The organism is Terriglobales bacterium (assembly GCA_035651995.1).
Lineage (GTDB): Bacteria > Acidobacteriota > Terriglobia > Terriglobales > Acidobacteriaceae > DASRER01.
Genome location: DASRER010000002.1, coordinates 87,824 through 114,118 on the forward strand (window position 1 = coordinate 87,824; position 26,295 = coordinate 114,118).

Consider the following 26,295-nt stretch of genomic DNA (forward strand, 5'->3'; position numbering starts at 1 on the left):
TTTTCTAGGGAGACTACTGTCCGGCTGAAACCTTGAACCGAACCGTTGGATGCTAATCAGACCAGAATTGGCTGTCAACCGGCGGGAAGAAAATGCCCAACGGCAACTGGCTTGAAATTCAGCTACTTACAATCAACAGCGGCCTGCCGGCCTATTTTTCAACCAAATTTCCCACAGGCCCAAGATTGATGTTGAGCACCTCCAGGTCCTCCGGACGAAGGCCGAATTCTCTCGCCATTTCGCGGACCTTTTGCTCGAGCCTCATCAGCGCGAGACCCATCTGCTCAACCTGCTCGTCGGTCAGCGAACCTCCTTCCATGCGGCGAATCGCCTGGCGCTCCAGCACTTGACGCAGCAATTCCACCAGGCCAAGCACGAGCCGCGCGACTCCCTGCTCCACGTTTTCCGGCGAGCAGTCGATGCGGCTCGCGGCACGCTGCTGCGACTGCTCGAGCGAGCGGCGAAAATCCGCCACCGCCGCTTCGATCTCTTCCGGCGAAAGGCGCCGAGGCTCGCTGTCGCTCATCGCGGACCCTCCTCCAGCCGGACTGCCTCCACGGCGGCGAGTGGAGCCTCGTTCAGCTTCATGAATTCGGCTGGCGGCCACGGCCCGCTGACCAGCGCGCGCAACGTCTTGGGCAGGTTCACGCGCAGCATTTGATCCCGGAATTCCGCAGCGGCATCGAGTTCGATAAGCGCGTAGCAGCGAAGTTTCTCTTGTTGCTCGCTCTCCTTCCATGCCCGGGCGCAGACGCCTCGCCGCAGCGCCGTGACCGCCTCACGCAGCGCCGCTCTGCGTTCGCGGATGCGGTCCAGGTATTCGCGGCCCGAAGTCGTTTCGCCGGCGGGCGGTGTGAAGGTGAGGGCCGCGTCCATCTGCGCTAGCCCGCGAAAGTACTGGAGAGCGCGCCGGTAGGCAGCGGCATGCTGCGCGATGAAGCTGCGCAGGTCCTCCTCCGTCGCCACGGGATGGCCGAAGCGGAACGGGACGGTCTGCGCCTGGGCGAAAACCGAGCTTATCAGCCGCTGAAACTCGAGTGCCGCCTCCGTGGGCATTTTCTGCGGCTCCCACGGTGAGTAGAAACAACGCACGCCGTCCGCGTGGAGTTCGCGTACTTCGGCGCCGGCCACGCCGCGCCCGGGCGCGCGCACGTCTGCCTCGCTTTCGACGACGCAATAGCAAAGGAACATCGGAACAAAGGAAGCGGGAAAACCGCCTTCCTTGACTCGGTACTCAGTATTCGCTGCTCGGTACTTTCTTTTCCAGATGCCTGAGCGCGGTCTCCACCGAGGTTACCACTGCGTTCAGCCCAACGTAGACCAGGTCGACGCCGGCGAGGGAGATGACGATGCTGCCGTGGATGACCACGCCGGAATTGAGCACGTGGTCGAGGATCTCGACGAGAGAAACGTCGTCCTGACCGTCGCTGCCGACGAACACCACCTGCGAGGAGTTGGCCGCCATGCTATCTCCCGCTCTGGCGCGTGCTCCGCGAGGCCTTCTTGCCGGACCCGTTCGGCGAAGTGCGCGGCTCGTTGACGAAGGAGTAGGGTGGCCAGGGGCCGGTGGATTCGATGCGCGCCCCGCCCAGCCGTCCCGCGAAGCGCTGCAGCACGGCTTGGAAGCGGCGCGCTTCGGTGCGGCGCACCAGATAAGCGCCCTGCCAGAGCAATCCGGGCTGGCCGGCGCGCGGACCGGCGACGGCGTCAACGGAAACGTCGCGCAGGGCTTCGGCGAAGGCGTCAATTTCAACCGGCAGCGCCCGGCCCCGCTGCTGCAGCATAGTGGACTTCTGCCGCAGGTAGTCGGCGCCGCTCTGCGCCTGCACCGGCGCCGCGTTGGGGCCGACTTCTGAAAACACCTTCACGCCCCATTCCTCGGTTCCGGCGAGGCGGCGCAGCGTGGCGTTCACAAAGCTCTTCTGCTCCTGGACGTGCTTGCGCAAAGAGGCGTGCGAGAGAAACACCGATCCGAAGCGCGTGGGAAGCAGGTCAAGCTGCTGCGCGAGCGCGCCGACAACTTTCTGGTGCCGGACGCTGGCGCCGGCAAGCCAGTCGAGGTTCTGCATGTTCTGCTCGAGTCGCTCGGCGTATTCGCCGCGCTCCACGCGGCTGATCCAGCAGAGGAGGCCGCCGCAGGAGACGGTCTCGACGGCCGAAGCGCCGTCAATGCCGGAAACAGCATCGGGCCGGACGGCGGGACGCCCGCGACTGATGCCGTAGAGATAGAGCGCTTTTGCCGGCGCGGCTGGCGCGGGCTTGGGCGCCACACGGGCCGAACGCGGCCGTGGCCTTGGCCTTGGCCTGCGCCGCGCGGCAACACTGCGCCGGCGAAGCCGGGTTTTTCCGGCGGCGGGTCGCGATGGCCTGCGCCGAGCAGGCGGACCAGTCTTCCTGCCAGCTGTGCGGCGCGATTTCAGTCGACCTGCCATAAGCGGCGTGTGAAGGCCTGCAATCGCCGTTTGCCGGCAACCTCGCCGGGCGCTTCCGCGACGACCAGCAGGTCGCGCCCGTGATGGCGGCTGCGCAACGACGCAAGTGTCGCCATCTGCCACCGGCGCGCGCTCTGGCAACGGCGGCAGTTTCGAACCGACTCCGGTAGCAAGACGCGATTGACGACCAACGGGCCGGAGGGCGCGTGCATGCCGTGTAGTGCGCCCAGCAGACGTGCGGTTTCGCGATCGGGCAGCGGCTCGGCCAGCATGATCGGCCACACGCTAACCTGGCGCGGATCACGCAACATGCGGCCCAGCTCGCGCGCCCGCTGCTCCACGGCGGCAATCTCCACCGCCAGATCACGGACCAGCGGTAGTCTACGGTGCGGGGCCAGGGTTTTCAACAGGAGGCGGGCCCATCCCTCCATTCGGGCGGGCGTCCGGAGGAGTTCCAAGGCGTGGCCGGTTGGCGCCATATCTATGATAATGAACTGTTTACCGGACCGGACCAAATCGAGGATGCGGAAGGCGGCAAACAGCTCGTCCACGCCCGGCGGGACAACGTCGAGCAGGGCCTCGAGGACCCGGCGCTCGTAGCTCAGATCAACATGGACGCCGCCACGCGTTTCGGCGGTGAGCGCCGCGCCGATCTGCCGCCGCACGCCCGCGCTCCAGCGGGCAAACTCGGCAACGGCGTCGGCTTCGACGGCCTGGAATTTCGGGTCGCCGAGCACCGCGTGAGGCTGATCGGCGATTTCGGCTTCGAAGACGTCGTCGAGGGATGGGGCGGGATCGGTCGAGCACAGCACGACGGGAATTGACTTCCTGCGCTGGCGCTGACGAAATGCCAGCGCCGCCGAAATTGTTGTTTTGCCGACGCCGCCTTTGCCGAGTGTGAAGGCGAGAGGGACGTCGGGCGAGGGCCACGGGGCTGCGGTCAGTCTGACCTCCGGCGCGCGCGTGGGCCCAGGAGCGGCGGGAAGCTTGCCGCCCTGAAATACGTGACGGCCGAACTCGGCCAGCGACTTCGGTCCGAGCATGGGGCCGCCGGGATCCTCGCCAATCACGATCGGGAGCTTGGGAAACTCGCGCGCCAGAAACGTCCTGGCCGCGCGAGCTGCGCGGACGCGAGCCAAGCAATGATTGCACTTCCGTCCGGCGGCGACGACGGCGCGATTCAGGACAATGCGCGCGATGTCCATCGTAGGCGCGCTGGCAGCCAGTTCCCGGCGCACGCGGACGGATTCCTGCAGCGAGAAATTTTCCGGCGTGGTGACCAGCACAAGCTCAGCTTGACCGGCGCTGAGGGCCTGACGGACTTCTGCGACCATGCGCTCCCATTGAGTCACGACCGGCGGAACGGCGATGGTGGTGTGGGCGAAGGTTTCGGCCAGAACGCGATCGCGGCCGGCGGCGGTCTGAAGAAAATGGAGGAAGCGCGCGAGGTGCTCGGGTAATTGGAACAGGCGCAGCGTGTGCCCAATGGGCGCGGTGTCGACAACGATTTCGTCGTAGTCGCCGCGGGCCGCCAGGCGATGCAATGCGACCAGGGCGGCGACCTCGGCCATGCCGGGCAGCGTGGCGTCGAGCAACGGTTCGATCTCGGCGGCGGTGAAGATGGTCGCGCTCTCGATCAGCTCCAGCAGCGCGCCGCGCTGTCGCTTCAGGAAACGGGCAAATTCCTTTGAGGCATTGATTTCCCACGCCCACAGACGCGTGCCGGGGCCGAGGCGGACCGCCGTCGGCTGGTCTCCAAGCTTCTGCTGCAGGACATCGGCCAGTGAGTGTGCCGGGTCGGTGGACATGAGCAGCACGCGTCGGCGGGGCTGCTGACGCGCCGTGTAAGCGGCATAGGACGCGGAGACGGTCGTCTTCCCCACACCGCCCTTGCCGATGAAGAACGTGAGCCGCGCCATGGCGCGCATTCTATGCGCCTTCGGCCCTCTCTTGGCGGAGGTTGGTCCACCATTGACCTGCCTCGTCTTTGGCGCCTGCGCAGGCTGTTGCCTTCACCCGGTGCGGCAAAGTGGAATTTCCCCTCCCGCTATAATCCACCTTCGCCCTCGTGAACTCCGCACGCCAGACAGCAGTCCCCGCCATCGTCTGCCTTGTTGTCCTTTGGGCGCTCATCTACGTTTCCGGATTGTTTACGCCCGCGCTGCTCGACGATGCCGATTCGGTCCACGCCGAGGCTGCGCGCGAGATGGTTGAGCGCGGCGACTGGGTAACGCTGCACGCCAACGGCATTCGTTACCTGGAAAAGGCGCCGCTCATGTACTGGGCGGTGGCGGCCAGCTTCCAACTCTTCGGCGTCGGTGAGTGGCAGGCGCGCCTGCCGATTGCGCTGGGCGCCCTGGCCCTGATGCTGCTTACGTGGCGCGTCGGGCGCCGCGTTTACGGCGATTCCGGCGGGTTCGCCGCAGCATTGGTGATGGCGACCGCGGTAGGGCCGTATCTGTTCACGCGGTTTCTCATCCCTGACCTGTTGGTTGGACTTTGGCTGCTGCTGACATTCGCCTTTTTCTTGCGCGCTCTCCAGGAAGATCCGCCGTCACGGACGGCGTGCTGGGGCATGGCGGCGGCCTCCGCCTTGAACGTCCTCACGAAAGGCCTGATTGGCCTGGTGTTTCCCGCGGCGGTGATCGCGACGTACCTGCTGATCACGGGCGACACGCGGCGCCTGCTCAAGCTGCGGCTGCTCTCGTCGTCGCTGGTTTGGCTCGCCATCGCCGCTCCCTGGCACTTGATGGCCGCGCTGCGCAACCCTGCGCAGGGCGAAGTGCGCGGATTCTTCTGGTTCTATTTCGTCAACGAACACTTCCTCCGCTACCTGAACAAGCGCGTGCCACGCGACTACGACACCGTGCCGCTGCTTCTCTTCTGGGGACTGGTGCTGGTCTGGCTGCTCCCGTGGAGCGCGTTTTTGCCGCAAACGGCGGCGGAGTTCTGGCGCGCCTTGAAGCGTGCGCCAATTTTTGCGCGCGCGAGTGCGCGCGAGTTGAGCGCACGCGGGCGCGCCCATCTGGTGTTCGGACTGTGGGCGCTGGTGATCCTGGTCTTCTTCAGCTTTTCAACCCGGCAGGAGTACTACGTGGTACCGGCGATTCCGGCGCTGGCGCTGCTGGCCGGCGGCTGGCTGGGCCAATCCGGCGAGGCGGGCACCGTTCCAGCGTCCGACCGCGTGTCGTCCCTGGTCCTTCTGTTGGTCGCGACAGCGGTGTGCGTCGCCTGCCTGGGATTGGCGATCAGCGCTGCGCCGCCGCCTCCAGGCGCCGACATTGCCGACCTGCTGAGGAAGAATCCCGACAAGTACGCGCTCAGCTTCGGACATTTCTTCGACCTGACGCCTGAAGCGCTGGGCGCCTTCCGCGCGCCGCTGGTCTCGACCGGCATCGCGTTTCTGCTGGGCAGCGCGATGAACTGGTGGCTGCGGCGCCGCAATCGCGCTGCGGCCGCGAATGTGGCCCTTGCCGCCATGATGGTGGTGCTCCTGAACGCCGCTCATCGGGGACTGGTCATCTTCTCGCCGACGCTGACGAGCAGGCCGCTGGCCCAGGCGATCGCCGCAAGGCTCCAGCCCGGTGACCTGATCGTGATTGACGGCGACTACGAAGAGGGTTCAACGTTGAACTTCTACACGCGCCATCCCGTGCGCGTGCTCAACCATCGCGAGGCGAACCTGTGGTACGGCTCGCACTTCCCAGACGCGCCGCGCGTCTTCGAGACCAACGAGTCGTTCCTGAAGCTATGGGAAGGACCGGGGCGAGTTTATCTGTGGAGCCAGGTGAGCGAGCCCGGGCTTCTGCGCGGCTTGCCGGCGCACGAGGTGGCGCGAAGCGGCGGGAAGTACATCCTGACGAACCAGCCCCTGCGATAACGGACATCCACCGGGGAGGAACGGAACGCACGGGGTCGGATTCACTGTTTTTCTCTGCGGTTCTGTGGTGGGTTTCACCCTGCCGGGTGCAGCTTCCCGTCGCGCAGCACGAACTGATCGCCGCGCCAGGCAACGGTGTGTCCGGTATAGCTTGCAATCCAGACGAACACCGCGATGATGTCGCGCAGGGGGATGAGCCAGAAATCGCGAACCAGGCTCCGGTCCTGAAGGACGCCCGCGCCGACTTCGAACGCGACCGCAAGACGAAACAGCAGCGCTCCGAGCAGGAGCAACCACGACCAGAGCGCGTCGTGCGCGGCCGCCACCGCGAGCAGTGCCCAGGGAACGGCGAAGGTGAGCAGGAGTCCGGCGTAGCCCCAGCGGCGCGAGTGGCGCGTGCTGCGCGCCCAACGCAGCTGGTGCTGGAGAAACTCGGAGAAACTGTACTCGGGCAGGTGCGTGTCGACGACCACGTCGGAGAGCGCAACGCTGCGTCCGCTGGCGGCCACACGCCGTCCGAGCTCGTAGTCGTCGGCCAGATAGTCGACCAGGCTTTCGAAGCCGCCGATGGCGGGCAGGGCCTCGCGACTCAGCGCCATGGTCGAACCCAGGGCGAAGCGCACCGAGCCTTCCAGCTGTCGCGCTGCGAGGACACCGGCGTGGAAATCAGTGCTGATGCCGACGGCCTCCAGGCGTGAGCCGAGCGTCGCCGAGGCGTGCCCGCGGTACATGCACGTGACCAATCCAGTTTTGGGTGACACCAGCGGCGCCATGATGCGGCGCAGGTAGTCAGCCGGAACGCGAATGTCGCTGTCGTTAATGACCAGGTAGGGATGCCGCGCTTGCTCGAGCATCTGGATGAGGTTGCTGACCTTCAGGTTCGTGCCCAGTACCTGCGGACACACGACGAGCTTGATGGCGCGCCCGGGAAACTCGCGCATCAGACGATGCACGAGCGGAACAGCGTCGTCGCCCGGATCGCTCACGCCAAAGATAATTTCGTATTCCGGATAGTCCTGAAGACAGTGGCTGCGGAAGCTTTGATAGATGTCGGGATCAGTTCCGCGCAGCGGCTTCAGGATGGAAACTGGTGGAGTGAACGCACCGGAAACCTTCTGCGCGGCCCAGTAGCGCCGAAAGCGCCGCGCACCCCACAGGCACAGCACGTAGTAACCCACTCCGCAGCTGGTACAGACCACGGCGAGGAACTGAAGCCATTCGCGGAAAAGGTGAAACATCACGACTGCCTATCTTCCCATCCTTCGAAACGCCCGCCAATAGCACCTTAGGGCTTGGCACGACGGCGCTATTCGTACCGCAACGCCTCGATGGGATCGAGGTTGGCCGCTTTCCATGCCGGGTAGATTCCGAAGACCACTCCCACAGCGCAGGAGATGGTGAAGCCGGTGAGCGTCCAGAAAATCGACATTGTCGCCGGCAGCGACTCGAAGATCATGCGCACGGCTTGTGTGACCACGCCGCCCGCAAGGATGCCGATGGCGCCGCCGAGCGCCGAAAGCGTGATCGCTTCCAGCGTGAATTGCGTCAGGATGTCGAATTTGCGCGCGCCGATGGCCTTGCGCACGCCAATCTCACGGGTGCGCTCGGTGACCGACACCAGCATGATGTTCATCACGCCGACGCCGCCGACGATCAAACCGACGCTGGAGACGGCGAACATGAAGATGAAGACGGCGCCGGTGATCTGGTTCCAGACGTCGCTGAGCGAATCCTGGGTAAAAATGGCGAAGTTGTCCTGGTCCATCGGCCGCACTTTGCGGCGCCGGCGCAGCAACTCGCGCATCTCGTCGATGGTCTTCGGCATGTCATCGTGCGAGGTCGCCTTCACGCTGATCCAGAACTGCTTCAGCTCCGGATGCAGCTTGCGGAAGGTGCCGAGCGGAAAATAAACGATGTTGTCGGCAGGATTGCTGCCGCCCTCGAACACCGTCTTGCGCTTTTCGACCACGCCGATCACGCGGAAAAGTTCGCCTTCGATGTTGATCTCCTTGTCGAGCGGCGAGGCGTGCTGGAAGAGCTCGTCGGCGGTGTCGTTGCCCAAAACGATGACCTGCGTGTGGTGTTCATCGTCGAAGTTGCTGAACCACCGGCCTTCCCGCATTTTCAGGTCGAAGACCTCGGTGACGGCCGAGAGGTCACCCTCCAGGATCACGTTCTTGGCCTTGCGGCCCTCGTATTTCACCACGTAGGCGCCGGCGTTGAACTGCGGGATCTGATAGCGCAGGCCGGCGTTCACCGCCTTCACGTGCGGAAGGTCCTTGATGGCCATCGCGTCTTCGTAGGTGAGTTCCTTGCGCCGGCGCACTTCTTCCGGCAAACGGCCGAAGTTGAACGGCTCCAGGTGGAAGGCGAAGACAACGTCAGAGCCGATCTCGCTGATCACCTGCGTGACGTTGGCGTTGAGCCCGCGCACGACCGAGGAGATGCCGATCACGGTCATGACGCCGATCACGATGCCGAGCACGGTGAGCGCGGAGCGCAGCTTGTTCTTGCGCAGCGTCTCCAGCGCCATGGCAAAGTTTTCGCCCCAATCGTGACGGCGCTTCATAGCTCGGCCCTCAGAGCAACGATGGGATCGAGCAGCGCGGCCCGCTTGGCGGGATAGACGCCGAAGAAGATGCCGACACTGGCGGAAACGATGAGGCCGGCGAGGATGGACCAGAACTGAATCGAGGACGGCATGCCCACCAGCGCGGTGATGAGCTTGGCGAAGCCGGCGCCGATCAGCACGCCCACGATGCCCCCCACCAGCGCCATCGTCCCCGACTCGATCAGAAACTGGCGCAACACGTCGGCGCGACGCGCTCCCAGCGCCTTGCGAATACCGATCTCGCGCGTGCGCTCGGTCACCGAAACCAGCATGATGTTCATGATGACGATGCCGCCCACGATCAGGGAAATTGAGGCGATGGCGATCATGGCGAAGAAGAACGTGCTGCTGAGGTTCGACCAGAGGTCGAGAAAAGTCTCGTTCGTTTCGGCCGAGAAACTGTCGGGCGTGCCCGGCAGGTCGTGCCGGCGGGCGCGCAGGATGGCGCGCGCTTCGTCAACCGCCGACTCCAATCCGCTGCCTACGCCGTAAGACTTGCCTGAAATCCGAACGCTCTGATGTGTGCCGTACTGCTGCCGATAGGATGTGAGCGGGATGATGACGTAGTTATCGGCGCTCTGGCCAAGCGTTTTGCCCTCGCGCTTGCCGACGCCGACGACGGTATACACGCGGCCATCAACGCGAATTTCTTTGCCGATCGGGTCGAGCCCGGCGAGGAGATTGTCAACAATATCGTAGCCGATGACGGCCACCGGCGTGGCGTAGTCCATGTCGGTTTCGTTGATGAAGCGGCCGAGAACGATTTCCTTGTCGGCGATGCGGCCCATGGATGGCGTCCAGCCCCGCACCCACGTGTCCGTTGTGGACTGCGTGGCGTAGCGCACTTTGCCGCTGAAATTGATGTTCGAGGCGCCCACCACCTCGCAGTGATGACAGGCTTCCAGGACGGCGTGGTAGTCCTCCATGGTCAGGTCTTTGCGCTTCTGCGAGTCGAGCCACTGGTCGAGATTGCGGATGACCGGGCTGACCTTGTTGACGATGAAGACGTCAGCGCCCAGGTTGAAGATCTTCTCCGCTACGTAGCCGTTGATGCCGTTGACGAACGTGACCACGGCGATGACGGCCGCGACGCCGATCACCACCCCGAGCAGCGTGAGCACCGAGCGCAGCTTGTTGGCCCACAGGGATTGCAGCGCAATCCTCATGGCTTCGAAGAAATGCATATAAGGTTGAAGAGGGCCGAAAAAAGTCTACCAGAGCAGCGGCGCGCCGGGCGCAGATGCTTGCTTGAGCCGCGCGCGGCCGCCAGCCTAGATACGTCCTTGCAGATCAGCAAGTTCCACCTTGAGTTTTGGGCGCCTTTTGCGCCCCGATTGGCGCTCCGAACATCTATAATATTGAACGCAGACAGCTGGACCGGACGGTCGCTGCAGCCCGACCCGCGCTTGAGGATGCGGATGTCCGGCGTCCCAATGCTCACGCATTCGGGCGCCGAAGCGGCGCAGAGGAAAGTCCGAACTCCACAGAGCGGTGTGCCGGATAACGTCCGGGGGGCGGCCTTCAAAGGCCGCCAACGGAAAGTGCCACAGAGAACATACCGCCCGGCCGGCAACGGCTGGGTAAGGGTGAAAAGGTGCGGTAAGAGCGCACCGCCGCGGCAGTAATGCCGCGGGCACGGCAAACCCCACGCGGAGCAAGACCAAATAGGAAGGAACGCCCGGGAAACCGGGCGGCGCGCTGGCTCGGCGCGCCAAACCTTCGGGTAGGTCGCTTGAGGCGCGCGGTAACGCGTGTCCCAGAGGAATGACCGTCGCGGCGGCGCAAGCCGCCAGACAGAATTCGGCTTACAGGTCCGGATGTCGCAAAATGCCCTCCCGCTCGGAAACGTGCTGGGAGGGCATCAACTTTCCGGTTTCGTCGGCCAATCCCACCCGCCGCAATATCTCCCGGAAACGAGACTCGTTGCGCAGCCGGTCGAACGCGGGCGCGACTTTCATTATGATCATCTCTTCCGTCGCCCGTCGCTGAAGTACTCCTCTCCTGGATCACCGGTGAGGTTCTTGAACGGGAGCACCGCCATGCCGTTCGCGTAGCTGCCAGCCGACCTGATTGCGTTCCTGAGCGCGCTGTAGCTGCGCATCGCAAAAAGACTGGTGCCCTCACCGAGGACGGCAGCGGCGAGGGCATCACGTTTTGAGTGCCGCGCCGGCCAGACTACTTGTTCTTCCACACCGGCTTGCGTTTCTCGAGCACGGCACGCAGGCCTTCGTGCACGTCTTCGAGCGACATCAACTGATTCAGGTAGATGTCGTGCGACTTCTTCATCGCCTCATTCAGCGGCAGGCCCATGGAGCTGGAGATAACTTTCTTCGTCATCTCGAGAACGGGTGCGCTGAACTGCGAGATGCGGGCCTTCACTTCTTCCACCGTCTTCTGCAGTTCGGCTTCAGACACAACCCGGTTCACGAAGTTGAGCGCGTAGGCTTCCTCGGCGGAAAGGGCGCGTCCGGTAAGCAGCAGTTCGTAGCTCTTCTTCGGACCGATAAGCTGGGGAAGCATCACGGCCGCGAATGGCGGGAAGACGCCCAGGGTCACCTCCGGCTGCGCGAAACGCGCGTTGGGCGTGGCGATGATCATGTCGCCGAAGGCCACCAGTTCGGAGCCTGCGCCGATCGCCGGGCCGTTGACCACCACGATGAGCGGTTTGGAAACTTCGCCGAGCGCGGTAAACACGCGGTTGAAGGCGTCGAGCGTCTGGAAAACGCGATCGGGCTTGGAGTCTTCGAGCGAAATGCCGTACGAAAACGCCTTTTGCGAGGAGTCGAGCAGGATGGCCTTCACGTCGGCGCGGCCGTTCAGGCTTTCAATCGCCTCGGCCATCTCACCCATCAGGCCGACGGTGAGCACGTTCTTGTCGGGGTGATTGAGGGTGATGTGCGCGACGTCGCGCACCACGTCGAACTTGATGAGCTTGAATGCCTGGGCCGGGACGCTGCTGGTGGCCATGGATGAGACGCTCCCCTGCGTCCGGCGCTGGTTCCAATCTGCCGGCGCGGCGTGATTATCTGCTGAAACTGATTGCGAGACAAGCGCGCTTCGCCTCTACAATGTGGCCATGCGGATAGCTCTCGGCGCCGACCACGCCGGCTTCGAATTGAAGAACAGGATCAAAGCGCACCTTGCCGCGCGCGGCTTCGCGGTGGACGACCGCGGCACCGGTTCGTCTGAATCGGTGGACTACCCCGATTACGCCCAGGCGGTCGGCCACGCGGTGGCCTCGCGCCGCGCCGATTTCGGCATTCTGGTGTGCGGCTCCGGGATCGGCATGGCGATCGCCGCCAACAAGGTTCCCGGGGTGCGCGCGGCGCACGTCTCCAGCGAATACGAAGCGCAGATGTCGCGCGAACACAACGACGCGAACGTGCTCGCCGTCGGCGCGCGTGTGCTCGATGAGCCGAGGGCGCTGGCCATCGTGGATAAGTGGCTGGCGACCGAGTTCGCCGGCGGACGTCACCAGAAACGCGTCGAGAAGATCCACGCCATCGAAGGCGCGCGCGAGTCTGCGTCACGATAGCCGATGCCTGCGTCCCGCGACCCATATTTCGTCAGCAGCGACCCGAAACTGCTTGACGTCGGCATGGTCCATCGGTTCCTGACCAACTGCTACTGGGCCAGGGGGATCCCGCGCTCTCTTGTCGCCCGCTGCATGCGCAACTCCCTGTGTTTCGGCGCGTATCGCCGCAACGGCCGCAAGTCCGAACAGGTTGGCTTCGCGCGCGTGGTCACCGATTACGCTACCTACGGCTACATCGCCGACGTGTTTGTTCTCCCCCAGCACCGCGGCCGCCAGCTGGGCAAGCGCCTGATGCGCGCCATCATGGAGCACCCGAAGCTCCAGGGCTTCCGGCGCTGGGGGCTCGTCACCAAAGACGCGCACGGGCTCTATCGTCAGTTCGGATTCAAAAACGTGAAAGCAGCCGCGAAGTATCACATGCAGATCTACAAGCACGATATGTATCGGAAGCGGTGATCGTCGGCGACGTAATGTTCGCCCCGTTCTGTGGACTTGAAACCGGGCAACACCTGCGTGGCGCGGACGCCCTCGTCCGAGCGTGTGGAACGTCACAAACAGAGGCTTCGTCGCCCGCTGAAGATGCGGCAAACGACGTCGGTAGCTGTCCGTCTTAGGTTTGAAGCGCACAGTGAGCGCGGACAAGGGCGTCGGCGCCACGCATTTTAGGGTCGGCGGCGGATCGGAACGAACGCCAGTCTACGTCACCTGATCGCCTCAGCCTCCCACGCGACGGCGACACTGCAACGCTCTGGTTACGCCCGCTGGCGTCGTCGTACACTACTTGCTTACGTCCGAGAGGTCCTCCGTGCCCGATACAAACTGGATGTCGCGCCCCCTCGCCGAAACCGATCCGCAGATTGCGGCCGCCATTGACAATGAAGTTCGCCGCCAGCACGAGGGTTTGGAGCTGATCGCTTCGGAAAACTTCGTCAGCGAAGCCGTGCTCGAGGCGATGGGCTCGGTGTTCACCAACAAGTACGCCGAGGGATACCCCGGGCGGCGCTACTACGGCGGATGCGAATTCGCCGACGTGGTGGAGGACCTCGCCCGCGACCGCGCCAAGTCGCTCTTTGGCGCCGAGCATGCCAACGTCCAGCCGCACTCCGGTTCCACGGCAAACATGGCCGCCTACGCCGCCGTGCTTCAACCGGGCGACACCATCCTCGGACTCAACCTCGCGCACGGCGGCCATCTCACCCACGGACATCACCTGAACTTTTCCGGCAAGACGTACAGGGTCGTGCCCTACGGCGTGACGCGCGAGAGCGAGACCATCGACTACGACGTGCTCGAGGACCTCGCCGAAAAAGAGCGCCCGAAGATGATCATCGGCGGCGGCTCGGCATATCCGCGGATCATCGACTTCGCGCGCATGCGCAAGATTGCCGACAAGGTCGGTGCGATCTACCTGGTGGACATGGCACACTTCGCCGGCCTGGTCGCCGGCGGCGTGCACCCGTCGCCGGTGCCGCACGCGCAGATTGTCACCACGACCACCCACAAAACGCTGCGCGGGCCGCGCGCCGGCATGATCCTGTCCAAACAGGAGCACGCGGCGGCCATTGATAAGGTCATCTTCCCGGGCGTGCAGGGCGGACCGCTGATGCACATCATTGCAGCGAAGGCGGTGTGCCTGCTGGAAGCGTCGCAGCCGGGCTTCCGCGATTACGCCCGCCAGGTCGTCGCGAATGCCAAGGTGCTGGCGGAAACGATTGCGGCGCAGGGCTTCCGCGTCATCTCCGGCGGGACCGACACGCACCTGATGCTGGTCGACGTCTTCTCCAAAGGCATGCTGGGCAGCGAGGCGGAGAAGGCGCTGGGCGAGGCGGCGATCACCGTCAACAAGAACGCCATTCCGTTCGATCAGAATCCGCCACTGAAGCCTTCCGGCATTCGCATCGGCACGCCGGCGCTGACCACACGGGGCATGAAGGAAGACGAGATGCGCCAGATCGGCCGCTGGATCGCCGAAGTGCTGGAGAACCGTAACGACGCCGCTGTGCTCGGCCGCGTCCGCCGGCAGGTGATGGATCTGGCCGAGGCGTTCCCGCTCTATCCCGGGAGACGCGCGCGGATCCTTCAGCACGCGGGAAGCTGACGTACGCCGAATCTGCGACGTTGCGTCCGGAGCAATGCACAACGCATCTATATGCTTTCCGGTAGCACTGCATTGTGAGCACAACCATCGCGCAACCCGATGCGACACGCGCCGGCCGAACTCCGCGTAGCGGCGCGCCGCCGGCGTCGCCGGCCTCTTTGACGCCCGCGAAACCGAAGAAGCCCATCTTCCAGCAGCTGCCGGAAGTGTGGGCGCTGCTGCGGCCGCGGCGCGGGCTGCTGGCGATCGGCATGGTGCTGATGGCCATCAACCGCGTTGCCGGCCTGGTGCTGCCTGCCTCGACCAAGTTCCTGATTGACGACGTCGTCACCAAGCGGCACACGCAACTGCTCGGCCCGATTGTGGCTGCGGTGCTGGGCGCGACGATGATCCAGGGCATCACCTCGTTCGCGCTCACCCAGTCGCTGTCGAAGGCCGCGCAGCGCATGATCGCCGAGCTGCGGCGCAAAGTGCAGGAGCACGTTGGACGGCTGCCGGTCGCTTACTACGACTCGAACAAGACCGGCGCGCTGGTCTCGCGCATCATGAGCGACGTCGAGGGCGTGCGCAACCTGATCGGCACCGGGCTGGTCGAGTTCGTGGGCGGATTGCTGACCGCGGCTCTGGCCATCGTGGTCCTTTTCCGGATCAGCCCGCTGATGACGGCGATTGCGCTCGGCATCATGCTGGCGGGCGCGCTCGGTTTGCGCACGGCCTTCAAGACGCTGCGGCCCATCTTCCGCGAGCGCGCAAAGATCAACGCGGAAGTCAGCGGCCGGCTCACCGAGTCGCTCTCCGGCGTGCGCGTGGTGAAGGGCTACCACGCCGAAGAGCGCGAGCACGGCGTGTTTTCCGCCGGCGTGCAGCGCCTGCTCGATAACGTGCTGCGCACGCTCACCACCATGAGCGCCATGAGCCTTTCCAGCAGCGTGCTGCTCGGCGTCGCCGGCGCCGTTGTCATGTGGCTCGGCGCGCGGCAGATTCTGAACGGCTCGCTCACCCTGGGCGGCTACTTCACCTACACCATGTTTCTCGCCTTCATGGTCGCGCCGCTCTTCCAGGTCGTGGGCATCGGCACGCAGTTGACGGAAGCGATCGCGGGCCTGGAGCGCACCCGGGAGGTCTTGAGCGAGCGGCCGGAAAACGAAGACCCGCGGCGAACGGTGGCGCTCGCCGACATTGCCGGCGACGTCGCTTTCGAGAACGTGAATTTCGAATACGACGCCGGCAAGCCCGTGCTCCAGGATGTGAGCTTCCGCGCCGCCCCGGATACGGTGACCGCGCTGGTCGGCTCTTCCGGTTCAGGCAAGAGCACGATCATCGGACTGGTAGCGGCGTTTTACGTCCCCAGCAGCGGACGCGTGCTCGTCGATGGCGTGGACCTCTCCACCGTCCGGCTCGATTCCTACCGCACGCGCCTGGGCGTGGTCCTGCAGGAGTCGTTCCTGTTTGACGGAACCATCCGCGAGAACGTGGCGTTTTCGCGCCCGAACGCCACCGAAGACCAGATCATGGCCGCGTGCCGCATCGCGCGCGTGGACGAGTTCGCGGAGCGCTTCCCGCAGGGTTACGACACGATCATCGGCGAGCGCGGCGTCAAGCTCAGCGGCGGCCAGCGCCAGCGGGTCTCGATTGCGCGCGCCATCCTGGCCGACCCGCGCGTGCTGATCCTGGACGAAGCTACATCGAGCCTCGACTCGGAGTCGGAGCAACTGATCCAGGAAGGCCTGTCGCAACTGATGCGCGGGCGGACGACCTTCGTCATCGCGCATCGGCTCTCCACCATCCGCCGCGCCGACCAGATCCTGGTCGTCGAAGCCGGCCGCATCGTCGAGCGCGGCAACCACGCCGAGTTGTTGGCCGCCGGCGATCGCTATTGGGAGCTGTACACCAGGCAGCACGGGCTGGAGCAGAACCTCTTCCTCGCTCCCGGCGAGGGCGATACGGTGGATTCCCGCGAGTCCGCGAACGGCGCCCAGGGCGCCCGCACTCCCGATATCGCCAGCATTTTGAGCGGCCGGCAACCGTAGGAAACCGCCGTTGGTCGTCGGCCGTTGGTCGTTGGCCAAACCGATTCTGCCTGTGCCGACGGCCGCAGACCGGCCGGCGACCGCCTTCCCGCGCTAAACTAGCCTCGTGAGAGTGGCGCTTGACATGCGCCGCATCGGCGCGTTCGGCGTAGGGACGTACGTTCGCAACGTGGTGCGGGCGCTGGCGCACCTCGACACCACGAACGAGTACGTCCTGATTGGCGCGGCCGGGCGCCTGCGCGAGTGGGAAGAGCTGCCGGCTAATTTCTCGCCGGTTGCTTTCACGCCTGAACCATCGTCTCCGAACTACTACCTGGAATTCCATCGGGTCCTCCGGCGCCGGGCTTGCGACGTGCTGCATGTTCCCTACTTGTTTTATCGCCCGCTGTTCGCGCCCTGCCCGTACGTGTTGACGGTGCACGACCTGCTGGCGTTCTTCTATCCGTCGCTGAACGGCAACGGCTTCAATCGCGCGCTGCACTCCTTCCTGACGCGCCGGGCGCTGAACAACGCCGCCCACATCATGGCGGTCAGCAACTTCACCCGCAACGAGCTGAAGCGGCTCTACGGTATTCCCGCCGAACGCATCCGCGTCGTCTACAACGCGATTGATGACCGGCTCGCGCGGGGGCATGCCACGCTGGCGGAGCGCCAGACGATTGCCGAGCGCTACCAGGTGCGCTATCCGTTCCTGCTCTACGCGGGGAACATTCAGCCCCACAAGAACGTGGGGCGCATCATCGAGGCCTTTTCGGCGCTGAAGAGCGAACTGCAGAAGGAAGACAGATTCGGCGACCTGAAGCTGATCATCATCGGAGATGAGCTCTCGCAGCATCCCGACCTGCGGCGCACGGTGGTGCGCGGCGGCGTGCAGAACGACGTGCGCTTCCTGGGTTTCGTCCCGATCGATTCGCTCCGAATTTTTTACGACGTGGCCAAAATCTTTGTCTTTCCCTCGCTCTATGAAGGATTCGGCCTGCCTCCGCTCGAGGCCATGGCGCACGGCACGCCGGTCGTGACCTCGAACGTCAGCTCATTGCCCGAGGTCCTGGGCAACGCCGCCGTGATGGTGAATCCCGAGAACGTCTTCGAAATTATGCGGGCATTGCATCGCGTCCTCATTGACCAGCCGCTGCGCGAACGCATGAAAGAGCGCGGCTACATCCAGGTGCAGCGCTTTTCCTGGCACAATTCCGCCGAGCAGGTCCTCGACGTGTATCGCCAGGTAGCGCAGAAATGACTTCCCACCCGGGTACGCGCCTCTCGGCTGCCCTCGAAATACCTTGTCAAGCCCTTCTGCGGCGAATTCCCTCGTAAACCCCTCAGTGCAAACGGCAAAAATCGCCACGCTGCCTTCCCATTTCCCCTCACCAATTTGCTACTCTGGAAAAGAGGCGCAAAGAAGGCCGGATCGCCGCTCCAGTTGCTCCACTCGAGATTGCGTTCGAGGACCTGGGTTCGCGCACCTGGAGGGCCAAGACTGAAAACAAACATTTTAAGACCTCGGTCTTAACCCCAACGCCTGCAGCACGTTACCGGGAAACATCGCCGCAACTCATTGAAAAATCACAGCACCAGGGGGGTGAGGGGTAGGGGAGCACCTCAACGTTACAGACAGCGCGCCTGCCTCACTGAATAGACTGCCGGCACGATACACCCGCGCTCGTCTGTGTGGCTTCTAACCTGGCAGGAGCGGATGTGAATCGGGCTCGCAAGGTCGGGGCGGTTGGCGCGGTGTTGCTGCTGCCGGCCCTGGTCTTGGCACAGCCGGCGCCTTCGCTCGCCCATTCAGCCACCAGCATTGTGCAGAACATGGTTGCCGTGCAGCGGCGCGATGCCGCCCAGGGCCGCGCCTATACGGTGGTGCGCAACTACGAGCTTTGGGGTCACGGGCCTCAGGCGCGGCAAGCCGAGGTGCTGACAAGAGTGGATTTCGTTCCCCCGGACCGGAAGTCGTTCGCCATCCTGCGCCAGCGAGGAAGTGGACGCGGAGCGAGCGTGGTGCGGCGTCTGCTGGAAGGCGAAGTGGAGAGTAGCGCCAGCAACGGTGCAAGTGAGATATCGGAGCGGAATTACCAGTTTGCGTACACCGGGCAGGAGTTGCTCGACGGCCGCCGCTGCGAGGTCCTGCGCGTGGAGCCGCGGCGGCAGGAGCGCAATCTGCTGCGCGGACGCGTCTGGGTGGATGCCTCGACCTATCGCCTGGTTCGGCTGGAGGGAGAGCCGGCCCGCAACCCGTCCTGGTGGGTGAAGGCCACTCATGTAACCATCAACTTTGCCGAAAGAGACGGCCGCTCGCTTCCGGTAGCCAGCACCATGGCAGCAGATGTACGCCTTTTCGGACCGCATCTGCTCACCTGGCACGAAGTGTCCTACCAGGGTCAGCCCGCGCCTGTCGCCGCTGATGCGAAACCACGTGGCTCGGGCAGGTGGGGCCTGCGACGCCCGGTTCCGGCGGTCATCGAACCGCCATTGCGGTAGCCTGACCATCGAGCGCGGTCTTGCTGCGGTAAGCGCGGCACAAGCGTGCCATTGCGTGTTGCCACGCCAGGCCGTAAAATCCTTGCGCTTATCCCCACGGAAATGAAAAGGACCTTTGCCGCCATACTGCTCGTCGGCGTGTGCATCGCTCCGGTCATGGCGGAGCGCAGGCAGCACGATAGCCATCCCTACCACCCTCCGGTGGTGGAGCGGAAGGCTCGCCGTGTACCGGTTACGACGCCGCAGCGCCCACCCGCTCCGCCGCCGAAGATCGCTCGCCGAAAGTAGGAACGGCGGCTCCCGAGATCAGCAGCAACTCGTGTGGCGTCGCTTCAAGCGACGACGAAGCTACAGCGTTGTCCTGAAGAAGTTCGCGATGTGATAGCCGTCGAGGAACTTGTACGGGGCTTCGCCCAGGGTGTAGTGCCCGCAGGGCAGCTCGATGGCGCGGAAGTCGAGTTCGTGGGCGCGGAACTGGCGCACGACCTCGCGGGAAAACTCAGGCAAGAAGGTCAGGTCGTAACGCGCGTAGATGACCAGCGACTTCCTGGGATAGCGCGTGAACTTCTCAAAGTACGCCGCCGGACTGATCCCCAGCCACGCCGCGCGCAGGCGGTCCAGATCGAGCGCCGGCTCGATGCCGGCGCGAATGTGGCGCGTGCTCTGTCCCGTCCACACGACATCGGCGAAATAGGTTGAGGCGTGGTTGAAGGCGTTCACCGCCACGCGCCGGTCGTGCGCGGCGGCGAGGAACGCATAGCACGATCCCAGGCTGGTGCCCAGAATGCCGAGCCGGGAGTATCCCTGCTGCTGGAGCCAGTCCAGGCAGGCGCGCACGTCGATCACGGCCTGGCGGGCAGCGTCGGTGGTGCGCGCGATGTTCGCCGAGACGGCGTAGTCGGCGCGCTCCAGGTGCGCCGGCATGCGAATGTCGTGGTACGGCATGCTCAGTCGCAGCGCCGCGATGCCCATCAGGTTGAACATCCGGCAGAGCGAATTGTGGCTGAGCGCGTCGGAGTTCCACTGCGGCATCACCACTACCGCGCGGCGGCCGCGCGCCGGGAACCAGCGCGCGTTCACCAGATTGTTTTCTGGATACGGCGTGTGCACCGGCGAAGTGAAGCGCAGGAACTCGCCGGTTTCGTCGGGTACGTCACGGTTGCGCTGCTCGCGGTCGCTGCCCGTGGCGAAGCGCTCAACCTTGCGGCGCTCCAGGCGGAAGTCGCCGGGCGTGACGTAGGAGAAAAACGTGTCGCTCTCGGCAATGATGCGGCGGTTCAGCTCGTGCAGAAAGCGCTCGGCGCCGCTCTCGTCGGCCGGGAAGTTGCCGTTCACCAGCGGCCAGCGGCAAGCCCAGTCCAGTCCCCACTCGAAGGGACGGACCACGCGATTGTTGTCGCGCGTGGTGAGGTGCGTCTCCCACTCGTACATCCATTGCTCGTAACGCTTACGCATCGCCATTGATAGGATAGCCGTTCGGCTGAGCTGCTGCGAGTATGGTGCAGCCAATGGCGCGCAGGCCAGGGCGAGCGGCGCATGATCGGCTTGAGCGGCGAGGAATAGACGGCGCGGGCGAGGAGCAGACGGCGCCCGCGCCGTACGTGCAATCCATGAACGGCGACCAAGAACGCCGAGATTAACGAGACATCTACTCTCACTCAACCGCAAAAACGCGGGTGGAAACGATTCTGTAAAACAGTATTAGTAGCGGGTTAGGAGAAAGGGCCCGGCTATTTCACCCAGGTGCGCCGGACGCGAGCGCCGATGTCGCACAGGACCTCATAAGAGATTGTTCCGGCGAGGCAAGCGTGCTCATCGGCGTTGATTGCGCACTCCCCGCTGCAACCGAGAATGACGACCTCATCGCCGACGGCAGCGTCGCCGATTCCGGTGACGTCCGCTAGGGTGATGTCCATGGAGACCCGCCCGGCAATGGGCGCGTATTTGCCGCGCACGATGACTCGCCCGGCGGAGGACAGTTTGCGGCTGAGGCCGTCGGCGTAGCCAACCGGAAGAACGGCCAGCGTTGTTTTTGCTTTTGTAACAAACGCCCCGTTGTAGCCGACTGGCTGGCCCTTGGGAACGTCGCGCAGGCCGATAATGCGGGTCTTCCAGCTCAGCACCGGCACGACCGGCAGCACCGGCGCGACAGCGGTGTGCTTGCCGGAATTGACGTAGGGCAGTTGATAACCGTAAAGCGAGATGCCCGGACGCACGAAGTTGTGCCAGGTGCTGCGCCGCGCGGCGATGGCCGCCGAGTTTGCCAGGTGGAGAAAGCGCGGGCGCACGCCAGCCTTGGCAAAGCGCGCGAACGCCTGTGCGAAGCGCCTTTCCTGGTCAGCCGCGTCTTTCGCGTTCAGCACCTCTGCCGACGCGAGGTGGCTGAAGACGCCTTCCGCGACCACGCGGCCGGACGCGAGCAGCGCCTTGAGAAACTTCTTTTCATCGCCCTGCGCCAGGCCGAGCCGCGCCATGCCGGTGTCGAGCTTAACGTGCACCGGAACCGCGCCGACGTTCATCTTCTTCGCCGCGGCCTGAAGCTGATCGAGCGACTCGCGCTGCCAGACCGCAGGCGTGAGCTTGTGCCTGATGACGGCCTCTTCTTCGCCGCGCCAGAAGCCGGTCATGAGCAGGATGCGTCCGCCGATGCCCGCCTCGCGCAGGCGGACGCCTTCCTCGGTTGAGGTCACGCCGAGCCAGGCCGCGCCGGCCTCGATGAGCGCACGCGCGCACTCGACGGCGCCGTGTCCGTAGGCATCGGCCTTGACCACGGCGCACACGGTCACGTCAGGGCCGACGTGCTTTTCAATGACACGGAAGTTGCGCTGCAGCGCGCTCAGTGAAACCTCGGCCCAAGTGGGTCGCATGCCGAGTTTTTTACTCCTCCAGTGCTCGCGACTCAAAGCGCGTGGAGTTCTTCAAGAACGCCAGCTGTACGGTTCCGGTTGGGCCGTTTCGCTGCTTAGCGATGATGAGTTCGGCCATGCCTTGCAGCTCGGGCTCGTCGGGCTTGTACACTTCTTCGCGAAAAATGAAGGCGACCACATCAGCGTCTTGCTCGATGGAGCCGGATTCGCGCAGGTCGGCGAGCTGCGGGCGATGTCCGCGGTCGCCGCGGCTTTCGGGCGCGCGGCTCAACTGCGAGAGCGCGATCACGGGAATGCGCAGCTCCTTGGCGATCGCCTTCAGACCGCGCGAGATGGCGGAGACTTCCTGCGTGCGGTTTTCGAAGCGGCGTCCGCCGCCGAGCGGCGTGGCCGACATGAGCTGCAGGTAGTCCACGATGAGCAGGTCGAGGCCGTGCTTCTGCTGCAGTCGGCGCGCCTTGGCGCGCATCTCCTGGAGCGAGACGCCGGGCGTGTCGTCGATGTAGATGGGTGACTCGGCGAGCGCGGCGAGCGCTGCCACCAGCTTCTGATAGTCCTCGCGGCCCAGGAAGCCGGTGCGCAGCTTGTGCGAGTCCACACGCGCCTGCGAGCACAGCAGGCGGAGAAGCAGCGCCTCGCGCGACATTTCCAGCGAGAAGACCCCGACCGATTTCTTGTCGCGCACGGCGGCGTTCTCGGCGATGTTCAGGGCGAAGGCGGTCTTGCCCATCGACGGGCGCGCCGCGATGATGACCAGGTCCGAGCGCTGGAGTCCGCTGGTCATGCGGTCCAGGTCTTCGTAGTGCGTCTCAAGGCCGGTGATGCGCTGGCCGCGCTCGTAGAGCTTGTCGATTGAGCCAAAGGATTCCTTGACGATCTCCGGGATGTCGAGGAAGCCCTTGCCGATGCGGTCGTCGGAGAGGCGAAAAATTTCGGCCTCGACGCCATCCAGGACCTCGGCTGCCGGATCAGCCTGCTCCATGGCGCGGGCAATGGCGCTGTTGGCGGCGTGGATGAGGCCGCGCAGCAGCGCCTTGTCCTTGACCAGGCGGATGTGCTGGACGATGGACTCGCGGCGTGGGACACCGTCCGTCAACGAGGCCAAATAGGCGACACCGCCGACCGCTTCGACCTCCTTGTGGCGGCCCAGTTCGTCGGTGAGCGAGATGACATCGATTGGGCGTCCCGACTCGGCCAAATCGCTCATGCGCTGGTAGATACGGCGGTGGGAATCGAGGAAGAACTCGTCGGGCTTCAGCGACTCGGCGGCTTCGTTGTAGGAGAAGTTGTCGAGCAGGATAGCGCCCAGGATGGAGCGCTCAGCTTCGATGGCGGCTGGCATGCCCCGGTCGAGAATGTGATCGGTGGTGGCCATCAGTGGGTACGAGCAGAGTAGCGAGAGCGCGGGGACACGTCATCCGAAGATTGGGGCTCTGCCTGAGCAAAACTCGGAAGTCGGTGGATTTCGTGGCCCACGGCGCGATTATGGCATGGAACGACAACACCCGGGTTGTGGTGGCTTGCCGGCGAGAGGGGCGGGGTCCCCCAGCGCGCCGGGTTTTGGCGCGATGAGGTGCAGACGGCGCCCGCCGTACAACATGAAGAGCATGCCATAAAAACGAAGTGGGAGTTTGCGCCAGCCACGCAAACTCCCACCGTAGGTGAGATTTCCTTTCGCCGACCTGCCGATCAGCGGCGGCGTCTTCGTGCCGCATTGTCCCGCCAAAGCGGGACCGCGCCCTGGAATGAAGTTGCGCGGCCTTGGTCTTCCGCCGCCCGCCGAGTAGGGCGACAGAAGTGGCGCCGGCTTCGGCCGTCCCGGCTTTCACCAGGACTTGACCCCGACTTTCGCCAGGACCTGAAGCTCCAACTCGCGCTGGAACTCTGCTGCCGGGCCGCCTGACCGCAACTTCGTGTCTCCGATCGGTCCGGCCTGGAATCCGAAATCGCTTTCGGACCGCTGGTGGGACCGTAACGGGATTGCTCCCGCTGCGCTTCCCTGTGCGAAGCGAGCAACGGATTGCTCCGGCTCGCCCCCGTCGGGTGGCCCTTTCGGATTGCTCCGATTGGGGGCTACCCGCGTTGCCGGCCACGCTGCCGGCGCCATGAGCGCCAGCTGCGCCGAAATCTGGCTTCACCCGCACTGAACCGGCCACCGAAGCGGCCATTGTCCAGTCGTGGTTAGGCAAGATCCGCGTGATCGAAGAACGCGTCCCAAGCGAAAACGCCTCAGGACATCTCACGCATTTCGTTGCGCGGCACTTTGCAACAGCGCCAAGGCCGCATCAAGCGGAAAGCGGGGCCGTGTTGTGACTTTCCTGTTCAGAACGCGAAAGGTTGTGGAAACGGGTGGAAAAGGAGACTCCGTGGCGCAGATTGACGCGAGTGAGGGCAGCGTCGAAGGAGAAAAAGGGATGAACTGCGGTTCATCCCCTTTGGCGAACAGCTTCCGGACGCAGGCTACTCGCGGACGCCATCCATGAACGCGCGCAGTTTGCGCGAGCGCGAAGGATGACGCAGCTTGCGAAGGGCCTTGGCCTCGATCTGGCGGATGCGCTCGCGGGTCACGGCAAACGACTGGCCGACCTCCTCGAGGGTGTGCTCGGAGCCGTCTTCCAGGCCGAAGCGCATCTTGATGACTTTCTCTTCGCGCGGCGTCAGCGTGCGGAGGACCTGAGCAGTCTGCTCCTTCAGGTTGACGTTGATGACGGCCTCGGCGGGCGAGATCACGGCGCGGTCTTCGATGAAGTCGCCCAGGTGCGAGTCTTCTTCTTCGCCGATGGGGGTCTCCAGCGAGATCGGCTCCTGCGCGATCTTGAGCACCTTGCGGACCTTGGCCACCGGAATGTCCATCCGCTTGGCGATTTCTTCGCTCGTTGGCTCGCGGCCCATTTCCTGCACAAGCTGGCGCGAGGTGCGGATGAGCTTGTTGATGGTCTCGATCATGTGCACCGGGATACGGATGGTGCGGGCCTGGTCGGCGATGGCGCGCGTGATCGCCTGGCGGATCCACCAGGTAGCGTAGGTGGAGAACTTGTAGCCGCGGCGGTACTCGAACTTGTCCACCGCCTTCATCAGGCCGATGTTGCCTTCCTGGATCAGGTCGAGGAACTGGAGACCGCGGTTGGTGTACTTCTTAGCGATGGAGACCACCAGGCGCAGGTTGGCCTCGATCAGTTCGCGCTTGGCCTTCTCGGCGTCGATGTCTCCCTGGATGATTTCGCGCTGGGTGCGGCGCAGTTCCTGGAAGGTGACGCCCGCCTCGGACTCCATCTTCTCCAGGTCGTTGCGGATCTGGCGCGACTGGCGGCGGAGTTCCTTCTTCTGCTCTTCACTGCGCGAGGCATCGGCCTTGCGGTCCAGGTTGTTGGCCTGGATGTCGAGCGCGCGCATGGTGTCGACCGTCTTGCCCACGCGGTCGATGAGGCGCTTGCGCTCGGCATTGGTGTACGGGATGCCGCGGATCACGTCAGAAATGGCGACCACTTCGCGACCCAGGTTCCAGCGGGTGCGGCGGAATTCCTTCGGCTTCTTGGTGCGCGGAATCTCGTGCAGGCGCTCGGCGAGCACCTGCGCGCGCTTGTAGTGCTTCTGCAGGTCGTCAATCCAGTCGGTGACTTCCTTCAGGCGGTTCTGGAGGACCTCTTCGGTGATCTCCTCTTCGTCGCCGAGGGTGACGATTTCCTTGATGCTGCGCACACCGCGCTTCAGGTCGTCGCCGGTGGAGAGGATCTCGCGGATGACGATGGGCGAGCGCGAAATGGCCTTGAGCACGCGGAGTTGGCCGCGCTCGATGCGCTTGGCGATTTCCACTTCGCCCTCGCGGGTGAGCAGCGGTACGGTGCCCATCTCGCGCAGATACATGCGGACGGGGTCGTTGGTCTTCTCCAGGGCGCCGGGAGTGAGGTCGAGCTCGACTTCCTCGCCGGCCTCGATCTCCTGGTCGAACTTCTTCTCCATCGCCTGCGAGGGCAGCTTGGGGCCCTCGAGCACGTCAATGCCCTGCGTGCCGATGGTGGTGAGCAGATCTTCCAGGTCCTCGGGAGAATGCACGTCGTGCGGGATAAGGTCGTTCACCTGGTCGTAGGTGAGGTAACCCTTCTCTTTGCCCGCGTCGATGAGCTTCTTAATGTCGTCGAATTTATCTTCCAGTGCCAATACCAATCTCCACTACGGCCGCGAATGTGGGCTGCGGCGGGGGGACACACCTTTTCCGCTTGCGTCCGGGTTGCAGCTTTGAGTGAGAGACAAGACGAAAGTCTTTATACTACCACGACTTAGGCCGCGCGCCTAGCTCCTGGCCCGAAATCCACACCACGGCTGCTCTGTTTTCTAAGGGATTAGATGGCGGAAGTGGGCTG

General features: G+C 64.3%; 20 protein-coding genes and 1 other RNA gene. 8 read left to right on the top strand and 13 right to left on the bottom strand.

Going from position 1 to position 26,295, the window contains the following annotated elements:
* Positions 1-151: 151 nt before the first annotated feature.
* The 5 genes from VFA60_00455 to VFA60_00475 form a co-directional block, all read right to left on the bottom strand.
* Positions 152-526, bottom strand: coding sequence for a gas vesicle protein K (locus VFA60_00455; GenBank protein ID HZQ90245.1), 375 nt, complete (start codon positions 524-526; stop codon positions 152-154).
* Positions 523-1,191 carry a GvpL/GvpF family gas vesicle protein gene (locus VFA60_00460; GenBank protein HZQ90246.1) on the bottom strand — a complete coding sequence of 223 codons (669 nt, stop codon included), beginning with the start codon at positions 1,189-1,191 and terminating at the stop codon, positions 523-525. The genes VFA60_00455 and VFA60_00460 overlap by 4 nt, the downstream gene beginning before the upstream one ends.
* Before the next feature lie 43 nt (positions 1,192-1,234).
* On the bottom strand, positions 1,235-1,465 hold the full coding sequence (locus VFA60_00465; GenBank protein ID HZQ90247.1) for a gas vesicle protein: 231 nt from the start codon (positions 1,463-1,465) through the stop codon (positions 1,235-1,237).
* A 1-nt stretch (position 1,466) separates the two neighbouring features.
* On the bottom strand, positions 1,467-2,270 hold the full coding sequence (locus tag VFA60_00470) for a GvpL/GvpF family gas vesicle protein (protein HZQ90248.1): 804 nt from the start codon (positions 2,268-2,270) through the stop codon (positions 1,467-1,469).
* Between the two features lie 146 nt (positions 2,271-2,416).
* Positions 2,417-4,360: an ArsA family ATPase gene (locus VFA60_00475; GenBank protein HZQ90249.1), complete on the bottom strand. Its 1,944-nt coding sequence runs from the start codon at positions 4,358-4,360 to the stop codon at positions 2,417-2,419.
* A gap of 140 nt (positions 4,361-4,500) precedes the next feature.
* Between VFA60_00475 and VFA60_00480 the strand changes: the two genes are divergently transcribed.
* Positions 4,501-6,312, top strand: coding sequence for a glycosyltransferase family 39 protein (locus VFA60_00480; protein ID HZQ90250.1), 1,812 nt, complete (start codon positions 4,501-4,503; stop codon positions 6,310-6,312).
* 74 nt (positions 6,313-6,386) lie between these two features.
* Here the strand turns inward: VFA60_00480 and hpnI are convergent, their stop codons facing one another.
* The 3 genes from hpnI to VFA60_00495 all read right to left on the bottom strand — a co-directional run bounded on the left by hpnI (position 6,387) and on the right by VFA60_00495 (position 10,089).
* Entirely contained in the window at positions 6,387-7,550 is a 1,164-nt protein-coding gene (gene hpnI / locus VFA60_00485; protein ID HZQ90251.1) for a bacteriohopanetetrol glucosamine biosynthesis glycosyltransferase HpnI, read from the bottom strand.
* Positions 7,551-7,618: 68 nt separating this feature from the next.
* Entirely contained in the window at positions 7,619-8,881 is a 1,263-nt protein-coding gene (locus VFA60_00490; GenBank protein HZQ90252.1) for an ABC transporter permease, read from the bottom strand.
* Positions 8,878-10,089 (bottom strand): ABC transporter permease, encoded by a 1,212-nt coding sequence (locus VFA60_00495; protein ID HZQ90253.1) that lies wholly within the window; start codon positions 10,087-10,089, stop codon positions 8,878-8,880. The genes VFA60_00490 and VFA60_00495 overlap by 4 nt, the downstream gene beginning before the upstream one ends.
* A gap of 203 nt (positions 10,090-10,292) precedes the next feature.
* Between VFA60_00495 and rnpB the strand changes: the two genes are divergently transcribed.
* An RNA gene (gene rnpB, locus VFA60_00500) (RNase P RNA component class A) lies at positions 10,293-10,747 on the top strand.
* A 351-nt stretch (positions 10,748-11,098) separates the two neighbouring features.
* Here rnpB and VFA60_00505 read toward each other — a convergent pair.
* Positions 11,099-11,890, bottom strand: coding sequence for an enoyl-CoA hydratase/isomerase family protein (locus tag VFA60_00505; protein HZQ90254.1), 792 nt, complete (start codon positions 11,888-11,890; stop codon positions 11,099-11,101).
* A 109-nt stretch (positions 11,891-11,999) separates the two neighbouring features.
* Between VFA60_00505 and rpiB the strand changes: the two genes are divergently transcribed.
* The 6 genes from rpiB to VFA60_00535 all read left to right on the top strand — a co-directional run bounded on the left by rpiB (position 12,000) and on the right by VFA60_00535 (position 19,067).
* Positions 12,000-12,458, top strand: coding sequence for a ribose 5-phosphate isomerase B (gene rpiB, locus VFA60_00510; GenBank protein ID HZQ90255.1), 459 nt, complete (start codon positions 12,000-12,002; stop codon positions 12,456-12,458).
* 3 nt (positions 12,459-12,461) lie between these two features.
* Entirely contained in the window at positions 12,462-12,914 is a 453-nt protein-coding gene (locus VFA60_00515; GenBank protein HZQ90256.1) for a GNAT family N-acetyltransferase, read from the top strand.
* A 367-nt stretch (positions 12,915-13,281) separates the two neighbouring features.
* On the top strand, positions 13,282-14,556 hold the full coding sequence (gene glyA, locus VFA60_00520) for a serine hydroxymethyltransferase (protein ID HZQ90257.1): 1,275 nt from the start codon (positions 13,282-13,284) through the stop codon (positions 14,554-14,556).
* 158 nt (positions 14,557-14,714) lie between these two features.
* A complete protein-coding gene (locus VFA60_00525) occupies positions 14,715-16,586 on the top strand; it encodes an ABC transporter ATP-binding protein (GenBank protein ID HZQ90258.1) in 1,872 nt (623 codons plus the stop codon).
* 106 nt (positions 16,587-16,692) lie between these two features.
* Entirely contained in the window at positions 16,693-17,826 is a 1,134-nt protein-coding gene (locus tag VFA60_00530; GenBank protein HZQ90259.1) for a glycosyltransferase family 1 protein, read from the top strand.
* Positions 17,827-18,284: 458 nt separating this feature from the next.
* Positions 18,285-19,067: a hypothetical protein gene (locus tag VFA60_00535; GenBank protein ID HZQ90260.1), complete on the top strand. Its 783-nt coding sequence runs from the start codon at positions 18,285-18,287 to the stop codon at positions 19,065-19,067.
* A gap of 348 nt (positions 19,068-19,415) precedes the next feature.
* Here VFA60_00535 and VFA60_00540 read toward each other — a convergent pair whose 3' ends face one another.
* The 4 genes from VFA60_00540 to rpoD form a co-directional block, all read right to left on the bottom strand.
* The gene (locus VFA60_00540) at positions 19,416-20,522 is read right to left on the bottom strand and encodes an alpha/beta hydrolase family protein (protein ID HZQ90261.1); all 1,107 of its coding nucleotides are present in this window, start codon (positions 20,520-20,522) and stop codon (positions 19,416-19,418) included.
* A gap of 275 nt (positions 20,523-20,797) precedes the next feature.
* On the bottom strand, positions 20,798-21,934 hold the full coding sequence (alr, locus tag VFA60_00545; GenBank protein ID HZQ90262.1) for an alanine racemase: 1,137 nt from the start codon (positions 21,932-21,934) through the stop codon (positions 20,798-20,800).
* 10 nt (positions 21,935-21,944) lie between these two features.
* Positions 21,945-23,309 carry a replicative DNA helicase gene (gene dnaB / locus VFA60_00550; protein ID HZQ90263.1) on the bottom strand — a complete coding sequence of 455 codons (1,365 nt, stop codon included), beginning with the start codon at positions 23,307-23,309 and terminating at the stop codon, positions 21,945-21,947.
* A 1,085-nt stretch (positions 23,310-24,394) separates the two neighbouring features.
* On the bottom strand, positions 24,395-26,092 hold the full coding sequence (gene rpoD / locus VFA60_00555) for an RNA polymerase sigma factor RpoD (GenBank protein ID HZQ90264.1): 1,698 nt from the start codon (positions 26,090-26,092) through the stop codon (positions 24,395-24,397).
* Positions 26,093-26,295: the final 203 nt, after the last annotated feature.